The following is an 11396-nucleotide window of genomic DNA, read 5'->3' as shown; positions in this document are numbered from 1 at the left end:
CGCCCCCGCTCCCCCGGCCCTCCGGGGACGACCGGCGAGGCGGAGCCGCGTCACGGCAGGATCTCGGCGAGGAAGGTGCCGGTGTGGCTCTCCTTGACCTTCGCGACGTGCTCGGGGGTGCCGATGGCGACGACCTGGCCGCCGCCCGCGCCGCCCTCGGGACCCATGTCGATCAGCCAGTCGGCCGACTTGATGACGTCGAGGTTGTGCTCGATCGTGATGACGGTGTTGCCCTTGTCGACGAGGCCGTTGAGCACCAGCAGGAGCTTGCGGACGTCCTCGAAGTGCAGACCGGTGGTCGGCTCGTCGAGCACGTAGACGCTGCGCCCGTTCGAGCGGCGCTGCAGCTCGGTGGCGAGCTTCACGCGCTGCGCCTCGCCGCCGGAGAGCGTGGTCGCGCTCTGCCCGAGCCGGACGTAGCCGAGGCCGACCTCGACCAGGGTCTTGAGGAACCGGTGGATCGAGGTGATCGGCTCGAAGAACTCGGCCGCCTCGGCGATCGGCATGTCGAGCACCTCGGCGATGTTCTTGCCCTTGTAGTGCACGGTCAGGGTGTCGCGGTTGTAGCGCGCTCCCCCGCAGACCTCGCACGCGACGTAGACGTCGGGCAGGAAGTTCATCTCGATCTTGATCGTGCCGTCGCCCGAGCAGGCCTCGCAGCGCCCGCCCTTGACGTTGAAGCTGAACCGGCCGGGCAGGTAGCCGCGGGCCTTCGCCTCGGTGGTCTCGGCGAAGAGGTTGCGGATGCGGTCGAACACGCCGGTGTAGGTCGCCGGGTTGGAGCGCGGGGTGCGCCCGATCGGGTTCTGGTCGACGTGCACGACCTTGTCGAGGTTCTCGAGTCCGGTGACGCGGGTGTGCTTGCCCGGCACCTTGCGGGCGCCGTTGAGCTGGTTGGCGAGCACCCGGTAGAGGATGTCGTTCACGAGCGTCGACTTGCCCGAGCCGGAGACTCCGGTGACCGCGACGAAGGTGCCGAGCGGGAACTCGACGTCGACCTTCTGCAGGTTGTTCGCGTTGGCTCCGACGACCTTGATCACACGCTTGCGGTCGATCTTGCGGCGCTTCTTCGGCAGCTCGATCGAGCGGCGGCCGGCGATGTAGTCGCCGGTGAGCGAGTGGGTGTTCTCGAGCAGGGACTCGTAGGAGCCGGAGTGCACGACCCGGCCGCCGTTGACGCCGGCGCCGGGGCCGATGTCGACGATCCAGTCGGCGGTGCGGATGGTGTCCTCGTCGTGCTCGACGACGATCAGGGTGTTGCCGAGGTCGCGCAGCTTGATCAGGGTGTCGATCAGCCGGCGGTTGTCGCGCTGGTGCAGACCGATGCTCGGCTCGTCGAGGACGTAGAGCACGCCGGTGAGACCGGAGCCGATCTGGGTCGCGAGCCGGATGCGCTGGGCCTCGCCGCCGGAGAGCGAGCCGGCCGCACGGGAGAGGTTGAGGTAGTTGAGCCCGACCTCGATCAGGAAGTCGAGGCGCGCGCGGATCTCGCGGAGCACCTGCGCGGCGATGGTGGCCTCGCGCGGGGTGAGCTGCAGCTCGCTCATGAACGACTGGGCGTCGCCGAGGCTGAGGTCGGCGACGTCGGCGATGCTCGCGCCGTGCACGAGCACGGCGAGCACCTCGGGCTTGAGGCGCGAGCCCTTGCAGACGGGGCAGGCGACCTCGCGGAGGAACTCGGCCCAGCGCGAGCGCTGCACGTCGGTCTCGGCCTGCACGTACTGCCGCTCGATGTAGGGCACGACGCCCTCGAAGCCGGAGGTGTAGCTCATCTCCCGGCCGTAGCGGTTCTTCCACTTGACCTTGACCTCGAAGTTGTCGCCGTGCAGCACGGCCTGCTGCACCTCCGAGCTGAGGCGCTTCCAGGGGGTGGTCAGCTTGAAGCCGAGGTCGCGGGAGAGGCCGTCGAGCAGCTTCTCGTAGTACTGGAAGAGGCCCTTGCCCTGGGTGGTCCACGGGATGATGACGCCCTCGGCGATGCTGAGGTCGGGGTCGCCGAGCAGCAGCTCGTCGTCGACCGACATCCGCGTGCCGAGGCCGGAGCACTCGGGGCAGGCGCCGAAAGGGGCGTTGAAGGAGAAGGTGCGCGGCTCGATCTCGGTGAGCGAGATCGGGTGGTTGTTGGGGCAGGACAGCTTCTCGGAGTACGTCGTCCACGCGCCGTCGCCCTCGCCGTCGACGAAGTTGATCTGCACGATGCCGTCGGTGAGGCGCAGCGCCGTCTCGAGCGAGTCGGTCAGGCGGCCGAGGATGTCCGGGCCGGCGACGAGGCGGTCGACGACGACGGAGATGTCGTGCTTGTACTGCTTCTTCAGCACCGGCGGCTCGCTCAGCTGGATGAGCTTGCCGTCGACCATGGCGCGGGAGTAGCCGCCCGCGGTCAGCTCCTTGAAGAGGTCGACGAACTCGCCCTTCTTCTGCGAGACGACCGGGCTGAGGATCTGGTAGCGGGTGCCCTCCTCCAGCTCCATCAGCTGATCGGCGATCTGCTGCACTGTCTGCGCCGAGATCGGCTCGCTGCAGACGGGGCAGTGCGGGATCCCGATGCGGGCCCAGAGCAGGCGCATGTAGTCGAAGATCTCGGTGATCGTGCCGACGGTGGAGCGCGGGTTGCGGTTGGTCGACTTCTGGTCGATCGACACCGCCGGGCTGAGGCCCTCGATGAAGTCGACGTCCGGCCGGTCGACCTGGCCGAGGAACTGCCGCGCGTAGGCGGAGAGCGACTCGACGTAGCGGCGCTGGCCCTCGGCGAAGATCGTGTCGAAGGCGAGCGACGACTTGCCCGACCCGGACAGTCCGGTGAAGACGACCATCGAGTCACGGGGGATCTCGAGGTCGACATCGCGCAGGTTGTGCACTCTGGCCCCGCTCACCACCAGCTTCGACACCGATTCGTCCAGCGAGGAGACGAAGCGGTGGAAGGAGGGTGAGGGGGTGGTGGAAGGGTCCGTAACGGCGTTCAGGATCGACACCTCGAAAGTGTATGCGGAGCCACCGACATCGCCCGGGGCGTTCGCTGGCCGCTGATCCCGCACCCCGCGACTTGCGCTCGTCGACGCCGCCCGCACCGGTGGGCCGGCCCGCGTGGGCCGGCCCGGATCGGTCAGGACAGGTGCCCGGCCTTCTCCATCTGCCGCAGCTCGCGCTTGAGCTCGGAGACCTCGTCGCGCAGGCGCGCGGCGAGCTCGAACTTCAGCTCGCCGGCGGCCTGCAGCATCTGGCCGTTGAGGTCGGCGATGATCGCCTCGAGGTCGTTGCCGCCGTTCGCGGCGAGACCCTGGCGGCGCAGGTTCGGCGTCGGGCTCTTCTTCTTGGCGTCGCGGCCGGCCAGGAGCTTCGCGGTGTCGGCTCCCTCGCGGGCGAGCGCGTCGGTGATGTCGGCGATCTTCTTGCGCAGCGGCGTCGGGTCGATGCCGTGGTCGAGGTTGTAGGCGACCTGCTTCTCGCGCCGGCGGTCGGTCTCGTCGATCGCGAGCTTCATCGAGTCGGTCATCTTGTCCGCGTACATGTGCACCTCGCCCGAGACGTTGCGCGCGGCGCGGCCGATGGTCTGGATGAGCGAGGTCGACGAGCGGAGGAAGCCCTCCTTGTCGGCGTCGAGGATCGCGACGAGCGACACCTCGGGCAGGTCGAGGCCCTCGCGGAGGAGGTTGATGCCGACGAGGACGTCGTAGACGCCCGCGCGCAGCTCGGAGAGCAGCTCGACCCGTCGCAGCGTGTCGACGTCGGAGTGCAGGTAGCGCACCCGGACTCCGGCCTCGGTGAGGAAGTCCGTGAGCTCCTCCGCCATCCGCTTCGTGAGGGTGGTGACCAGCACGCGCTCGTCGCGCTCGGTGCGGAGCTTGATCTCCTCGAGCAGGTCGTCGATCTGGCCCTTGGTCGGCTTGACGACGATCTCGGGGTCGATCAGGCCGGTCGGGCGGATGATCTGCTCGACGATGCCGTCGGCGATCCCCATCTCGTAGCGGCCGGGGGTCGCCGAGAGGTAGACGGTCTGGCCGACGCGGCCCTTGAACTCCTCCCACTTCAGCGGGCGGTTGTCCATCGCCGAGGGCAGCCGGAAGCCGTGCTCGACCAGGGTGCGCTTGCGCGAGGCGTCGCCCTCGTACATCGCGCCGATCTGCGGCACGGTGACGTGCGACTCGTCGATGACGACGAGGAAGTCGTCGGGGAAGTAGTCGAGCAGGCAATGCGGCGCCTCGCCGGACTCGCGTCCGTCGATGTGGCGCGAGTAGTTCTCGATGCCGGAGCAGAAGCCGATCTGCTGCATCATCTCGAGGTCGAAGGTGGTCCGCATCCGGAGGCGCTGCGCCTCGAGGAGCTTGTTCTGCTTCTCGAGGTCGGCGAGGCGGACCTCGAGCTCCTGCTGGATCGTGTCGATGGCGCGGTGCATGACGTCCTGGCTGGCGACGTAGTGCGAGCCGGGGAAGACGGAGACGGACTCGAGCTTCTTCACGACGTTCCCGGTGAGCGGGTGCAGCGTGTAGAGCGCCTCGATCTCGTCGCCGAACATCTCGATGCGGATCGCGAGCTCCTCGTACATCGGGATGATCTCGATCGTGTCGCCGCGGACCCGGAAGGTGCCGCGGGCGAAGTCCACGTCGTTGCGGGCGTACTGCATCGAGACGAACTTGCGGATCAGGCGGTCGCGGTCGACCCGCTGGCCGACCTGGAGCGCGACCATCGCCTCGAGGTACTGCTCCGGCTGGCCGAGGCCGTAGATGCAGGAGACGGTCGAGACGACGATGACGTCGCGCCGGCTGAGCAGCGAGTTGGTCGTCGAGTGCCGCAGGCGCTCGACCTCGGCGTTGACCGAGCTGTCCTTCTCGATGAAGGTGTCCGTCTGCGGGACGTAGGCCTCGGGCTGGTAGTAGTCGTAGTAGGAGACGAAGTACTCGACCGCGTTGTTGGGGAAGAGCTCGCGGAACTCGTTGGCGAGCTGCGCGGCGAGCGTCTTGTTGTGCGCGAGGACGAGGGTCGGCCGCTGGACGGCCTCGACGAGCCAGGCGGTGGTCGCCGACTTGCCGGTACCGGTGGCGCCGAGCAGGACGACGTCGGTCTCGCCGGCGTTGATCCGGGCGCTCAGATCGGCGATGGCTCCGGGCTGGTCACCGCTCGGCTGGTATTCGCTGATGACCTCGAAGGGGTGCACGGCACGGGTTGGCTCCATGCTCGAAGCGTAACCGCGACCACCGACATCGGGGCGGCCCTGCGCCGACGGCGAACGGGGCTCGCGCCGACCCCGGCCGCAGACTGCCCTGCGGGGGCCGCCGGGTCTCGATACGCCCCTGCGGGGCTGCTCGACCAGCATGGACCTGCCACTTGCATGCTGATCGAGTAGCGCGCGCAGCGCGCGTACCGAGATCCACCGGCGCCGGAAGCCGAGTCTGCAGACAGACCATCAGGAGGGCGCCCGATCAGAGGCGGGAGACGCGCAGGTCGCGCAGGTGGAGGCGGTCGCCCGCGGCCATGCCGTCGGTGCGCACGCGGAGCACCGCGCAGACCGCCCACTCCGGCGCGGGGAGGGAGTAGGCGTCGTCGAGGCGGACGCCGGCGAAGGAGTCCCGGGCCGAGACGTCGGTCGCCGAGTACCAGTCCCGACCCAGGCCGTCGGCCCGTCGCGCGGTCGAGAAGCCCAGATCGATCGCGACGGATCCGGAGCCCTCGTAGAGCGCGTCCAGCGACGCGAGCACCCGCGCTCCGGCGGCGATCGGCACGAAGAGGTGGACCGCGCCGGAGCCCGACCCGTCCTCGACTGCGAGCGCACGGAGCCCCGCGACCGGGGAGTCCCCCGGCGCGACGGACGCCCCGCCCTCGGCCGTCCAGTCGTCGGCGAGCACCGAGCGCGAGCCGTGCGGATCGAGCACACCGCGGATCCGCTCGGCCGCGTGGAACCGCAGCGCGGTCGAGGGCAGCGCCGAGGTGTCCGAGATCGTCAGGACGCCGTCGCCGCGCGCCAGGAAGGGCAGCCGCGAGTTGCCGCCCTGGAACTGCCCGCCCCGGACGACGGCCCGCTGGCCTCCTGCCCCGGAGAACTGGATCAGTCCGCGCTCGGCGTCACCGTCGACCTCCTTCCGAGCCCTGACGAGGAAGCGGCAGTCGGTGAGCGAGAGCAGGGCGCCCCAGCCGTCCAGCTCGAACCAGCCGTGGTTGTCGGGGATCTGCATCTCGAAGTGGCAGTGCGAGAAGTGGGCCTGTCCACGCGAGATCGTGACCGCCCGGCCCTGGTTCGTCGAGAAGGTGTCGAACGAGCACTGGTCGACGAAGAACTCCTGGTCGCCGTGGATCTGGAGCGCGCTCTCGGTGTTGCTGGTCAGGTCGCAGCCCTGGAACGCGATGCGCTCGCCCGAATCGACGGCGTCCTCGACCGCCACGACTCCCACGCGGTTCCCCTGGAACGAGCACGAGCGGAACTCGAGCAGATAGGCGTGCGACCCGAGCTCGACCGCCGTGTCGAAGCTGCGCGCGACGACGTTCGCGAACGAGAGGTAGGCGGGCTTCGGCCCGGGTTCGCGCAGGTGGGACGGTGCGCTCACGGCGATGCCCGTGTTCGAGCCGTCGCCGATCAGGTGCAGATCGCTCAGCACGGTCTGGTGCTGGCGGGTGTAGCCGGCGGCGGAGGACTGCAGCACGGGTCCGACGGTCTGCAGGGCGGGGCCGGAGCCGGTGTAGCGGATCTCGCAGTGGCCGTCGATGCTGACCCGGGCGTCCCAGTCGAGCGTCTCGTCGACGACGAAGCTCCCGCCGGGTGCGGTGACGACGGCGTGGTGCTCGGCCGGGTCGACCCCGTCCTCCGGCACGGCGGCGGCGGCCAGCGCCGCCTGCCAGGCAGCGGTGTCGCGAGCGGCACCCGCGGGGAGCGACTCGTCGAGGTGGTCGTGCACGTCGACGATGCGGGACGTCCCGGCGGGACGGCTGATCACTTGGACCGGAGCCGGTCCGGTCCGGCCGGTGAGCGCCCCCGCGGCCGCTCCCGCGCCCGCACCGAGCAGGACGCCCGCCCCGGAGGCGAGCAGGAGGCGCCGGGAGTCGGAGGCGGGCGGGCGTGCTCCGGAAGCGCTCATGCGTCGTACCCCTCCGCTCGGCGATCGTGCTGGGGCCGTCCCCCGTGCTGCGGCCCTCCCACTGTAGGAGCAGGGCCTGACCGTCTCCCGCCGCCGGATGCGCTCAGACTGAGGGGCGGCGCAGCCGCTCCCAGAGCGCGTCGACCTGGCTCAGGGTCTCCTCCAGCGTTCCGGAGGCGTCGATCACGGCGTCCGCGAGGGCCAGGCGGTCCTCGTCGCTCGCCTGCGCGCCGACGCGAGCGCGGGCGTCGGCCTCGGTCATGCCGCGCAGGTCGATGAGGCGCTCGATGCGCGTCTCCTGCGGGGCGTGGACGACGATCACCTCGTCGAACTCCCCCGCGCCGCGCGACTCGGCCAGAAGCGGGACGTCGTAGACGACGATCGCCGCGGGGTCGGCGGCGGCCGCCGCGGCGAACAGCTCCTGCGAGCGGAGCGACACCGCCGGGTGGGTGATCGCGTTGAGGTCCTCGCGGGCGGCGGAGTCGGCGAAGACGATCGCGCCGAGCGCCGCTCGGTCGAGCGAGCCGTCGGCGCGCAGGGTCTCCGGGCCGAACCGCTCGACGATCGCGGCCAGCGCGGGCTCCCCCGGCTCGACCACCTCGCGGGCGAGCCTATCGGCGTCGACGACGACGGCTCCGAGCTCGGCGAGACGGCGGGCGACGGTGGACTTGCCCGAGGCGATGCCTCCGGTGAGGGCTGCGAGATGCACCCGTCAAGCCTAACGAGCGGCGCTGCACACCGGGCGGGGGCGGATCTCGATACGCCCGCTCCGCGGCCTGCTCGATCAGCATGCAGGGAGACCTCGCTCCGGCTGCAACGCCGAACGGCCGGCCCCCGAGGGGACCGGCCGTTCGTCGTGGTGGTGATGCGATCAGTTGTTCGAGGACAGCTTCTCGCGCAGTGCGGCGAGCGACTCGTCGTCGGCGAGGGTTCCGCCGCCGGCAGCCGACTCGGTGTTCGTGAAGCCGCCGCCGACCGAGACGCCCTCGGAGACCGTGGCGGCCTCCTCCTGCGACTTGGCGACCTGGGCCTTGTGGGCCTCCCAGCGAGCCTGAGCAGCGGCGTACTCCTGCTCCCAGGCCTCGCGCTGGGACTCGAAGCCCTCGCGCCACTCGTTGGTCTCCGGGTCGAAGCCGTCGGGGTACTTGTAGTTCCCCTGGTCGTCGTACTCGGTGGCCATGCCGTAGAGCGCCGGGTCGAACTCGGTGCCCTCGGGGTCGACGTTCTCGTTCGCCTGCTTGAGCGAGAGCGAGATGCGACGGCGGTCGAGGTCGATGTCGATGACCTTGACGAAGACCTCTTCACCGACCGACACGACCTGCTCGGCGAGCTCGACGTGCTTGCCCGAGAGCTCGGAGATGTGGACGAGGCCCTCGATGCCGTCCGCGACGCGGACGAAGGCACCGAACGGGACCAGCTTCGTGACCTTGCCCGGGGCGACCTGACCGATCGCGTGGGTGCGGGCGAAGACCTGCCACGGGTCCTCCTGCGTCGCCTTGAGCGAGAGCGACACGCGCTCGCGGTCGAGGTCGACCTCGAGGATCTCGACGGTGACCTCCTGGCCCACCTCGACGACCTCGGAGGCGTGCTCGATGTGCTTCCAGGAGAGCTCGGAGACGTGGACGAGACCGTCGACGCCGCCGAGGTCGACGAACGCACCGAAGTTGACGATCGAGGACACGACGCCCTTGCGGACCTGACCCTTGTGCAGGTTGTTCAGGAACGTGGTGCGGCTCTCGGACTGCGTCTGCTCGAGGAGCGCGCGACGCGACAGGACCACGTTGTTGCGGTTCTTGTCGAGCTCGAGGATCTTCGCCTCGATCTCCTGGCCGAGGTACGGCGTGAGGTCGCGGACGCGGCGCAGCTCGATGAGCGAGGCCGGGAGGAAGCCGCGGAGGCCGATGTCGACGATGAGCCCGCCCTTGACGACCTCGATCACCGAACCGGTGACGACACCGTCGGACTCCTTGATCTTCTCGACGTCGCCCCACGCACGCTCGTACTGCGCGCGCTTCTTGGAGAGGATCAGGCGACCCTCCTTGTCCTCCTTCTGCAGGACGAGGGCTTCGACGCTGTCGCCCACGTTGACGACCTCGGAGGGGTCGACGTCGTGCTTGATGGAGAGCTCACGCGAGGGGATGACGCCCTCGGTCTTGTAACCGACGTCGAGGAGGACCTCGTCGCGGTCGATCTTCACGACGGTGCCTTCGATGAGGTCTCCGTCGTTGAAGAACTTCAGAGTCTTTTCGACCGCGGCAAGAAAGTCTTCAGCAGACCCGATGTCGTTGATCGCGACCTGCTTGGTTGCCTTTTCGGTCGTTGCGGTTGTCATTAAGGGATGCTCCAGGATGGATGGGTATCGGGCGGCGGGCACCGACACGCCCGAGGGCGTGACGCGGTGGTGACCACTGCGGAGGTGATGGGGATGCCGTGACCGGGAGGAGCTCGAGAGCCCGGACCGTGGTCCCGGATCTCCAGCGCACCGTGGGCACGGCGGCGCCACGAAGGTGACGTTCCAGACTATCGAACCGACCGGGGTGAGAGCAATCTCGAAGGGCCCCGTTCCGCGTGTCCTGGCGGATTCCATCGGTCGGCCTCCGCCCCGCGGAGGTCAGGCCCCGGCGCTGAGGCTCGCGCGGAGGGTGTCGAGCCCGACACCGCCGAGATCGAGGGCGCGACGGTGGAACGACGCGAGCGAGAAGTCCGCCCCGTCGCGCGCGCTCGCCTCGTCCCGCAGCTCCTCCCAGATCCGCTGGCCGATCTTGTAGGAGGGCGCCTGGCCGGGCCAGCCGAGGTAGCGGTTGACCTCGAAGCGGACGAAGGCGTCGTCCATGTTGACGTTCGCGCGCAGGAAGGCGAGGGCGGACTCGGCCGTCCAGACGTCGGACGAGCCGGGCATCCGCTTCTGCAGGTGCACGCCGATGTCGATGACGACGCGGGCGGCGCGCATCCGCTGCCCGTCGAGCATCCCGAGGCGGTCGGCCGGGTCGTCCAGGTAGCCGAAGCGCTCCATCAGCCGCTCGGCGTAGAGGGCCCAACCCTCGGCGTGCCCGGAGCTGCCGGCGAGCTGGCGGCGCCAGGTGTTGAGGCTCGCGCGGTTGTAGACGGCCTGACCCACCTGCAGGTGGTGACCGGGGACGCCCTCGTGGTAGACGGTCGTCAGCTCGCGCCAGGTGGCGAACTCGGTGACGCCCGGCGGGACGGACCACCACATCCGGCCCGGGCGGGAGAAGTCGTCGCTCGGGCCGGTGTAGTAGATGCCGCCCTCCTGGGTCGGCGCGATGCGGCACTCGAGGCGGCGGAGCTCGTCCGGGATGTCGAAGGCGGTGCCCGCGAGCTCGCTCACGGCCCGGTCGCTGGTCTCCTGCATCCAGCGCTGCAGCGCGTCGACGCCGTGCAGGGTGCGGGCGGGATCGGTGTCGAGGTGCGCGATCGCCTCGGCGACACTCGCGCCGGGCAGGATCTCGCGGGCGATCGCCTCCTGCTCGGCGGTCATCCGCGCGAGCTCCTCGATCCCCCACTCGTAGGTCTCGTCGAGGTCGACCACCGCGCCGAGGAAGCGGCGCGACTGCAGCGCGTAGTGCTCGCGGCCCACCGCGTCCTGCTCCGTCGCGGCCGGGGCGAGCTCGGTGCGGAGGAACCGGGCCAGGCCGCCGTAGGCCGCGGAGGCGCGACGGGCGCCCTCCTCGAGCCGCAGCGAGAGGGATGCGGGCAGCGATCCGGTGGCCGGAGCCGCGTCGGCGGCCAGGGCGGCGAAGAACCCCCGTGGGCCGGCGATCGTCTCGGCCTGCTCGGCGACGAGGCCGACCTGGCGGCGCGCCGGCGTCACTCCCGCGCCGATGCCCGCGCGGAGGGTCTCCGCGTAGCCGGCGAGCGCGGCCGGGACCGCGAGGAGCCGCGCCGCCACGTCCTCCCAGTCGCTCACGGAGTCGGTCGGCATCAGGTCGAAGACGTCGCGCAGCTCCTGCGCGGGCGAGGCGATCACGTTCAGATCGCGCAGCGGCAGCTGCGCCGCGTGCGCCTCGAGCGACAGCCGCAGGTCGGCGCCGAGGTCGGCGACCGTGACGGCGTCGACGGCGTCGACCGGCACGGCGGACTCGAGCTCGGCCAGCGCGGCGGCCGTCGCCGTCCGCGCCCGCTCCACGCCCTCCGGCGACAGGTCGCCGAGTCGGCGGTTCGCCTCGGCGCGGCCGATCGAGGTGCCGAGGGTGGGCTCGAGCTCGACGAGGGTGTCGACCCACCGCTCGGCGACGAGGTCGACGGCGGTGGGCGCGCGGGAGATGTCGGAGGTCATGCCTTCGAGCCTAGCCAGCGGCCCGGAACGTCCCGATC

The 11396-nt window shown here is 70.3% G+C and carries 6 protein-coding genes; all 6 read right to left on the bottom strand.

Annotated elements, in window-relative coordinates:
- Positions 1–50: 50 nt before the first annotated feature.
- Complete coding sequence (gene uvrA, locus MT350_RS15895; RefSeq protein ID WP_160091347.1) at positions 51–2900, bottom strand: excinuclease ABC subunit UvrA; 2850 nt, start codon at positions 2898–2900, stop codon at positions 51–53.
- A 203-nt stretch (positions 2901–3103) separates the two neighbouring features.
- Positions 3104–5170, bottom strand: coding sequence for an excinuclease ABC subunit UvrB (uvrB, locus tag MT350_RS15890; protein WP_123446262.1), 2067 nt, complete (start codon positions 5168–5170; stop codon positions 3104–3106).
- 247 nt (positions 5171–5417) lie between these two features.
- The gene (locus MT350_RS15885; RefSeq protein ID WP_243599973.1) at positions 5418–7064 is read right to left on the bottom strand and encodes a hypothetical protein; all 1647 of its coding nucleotides are present in this window, start codon (positions 7062–7064) and stop codon (positions 5418–5420) included.
- A 103-nt stretch (positions 7065–7167) separates the two neighbouring features.
- Positions 7168–7773, bottom strand: coding sequence for a dephospho-CoA kinase (coaE, locus tag MT350_RS15880; protein WP_243616263.1), 606 nt, complete (start codon positions 7771–7773; stop codon positions 7168–7170).
- A 162-nt stretch (positions 7774–7935) separates the two neighbouring features.
- Positions 7936–9396: a 30S ribosomal protein S1 gene (gene rpsA, locus MT350_RS15875; protein ID WP_123446259.1), complete on the bottom strand. Its 1461-nt coding sequence runs from the start codon at positions 9394–9396 to the stop codon at positions 7936–7938.
- Between the two features lie 279 nt (positions 9397–9675).
- Complete coding sequence (locus MT350_RS15870) at positions 9676–11358, bottom strand: DUF885 domain-containing protein (protein WP_243599971.1); 1683 nt, start codon at positions 11356–11358, stop codon at positions 9676–9678.
- Between the last annotated feature and the right edge of the window lie 38 nt (positions 11359–11396).

The organism is Rathayibacter sp. VKM Ac-2928, assembly GCF_022815545.1.
Lineage (GTDB): Bacteria > Actinomycetota > Actinomycetes > Actinomycetales > Microbacteriaceae > Rathayibacter > Rathayibacter festucae.
This window is presented reverse-complemented; position numbering and strand designations above follow the sequence as displayed.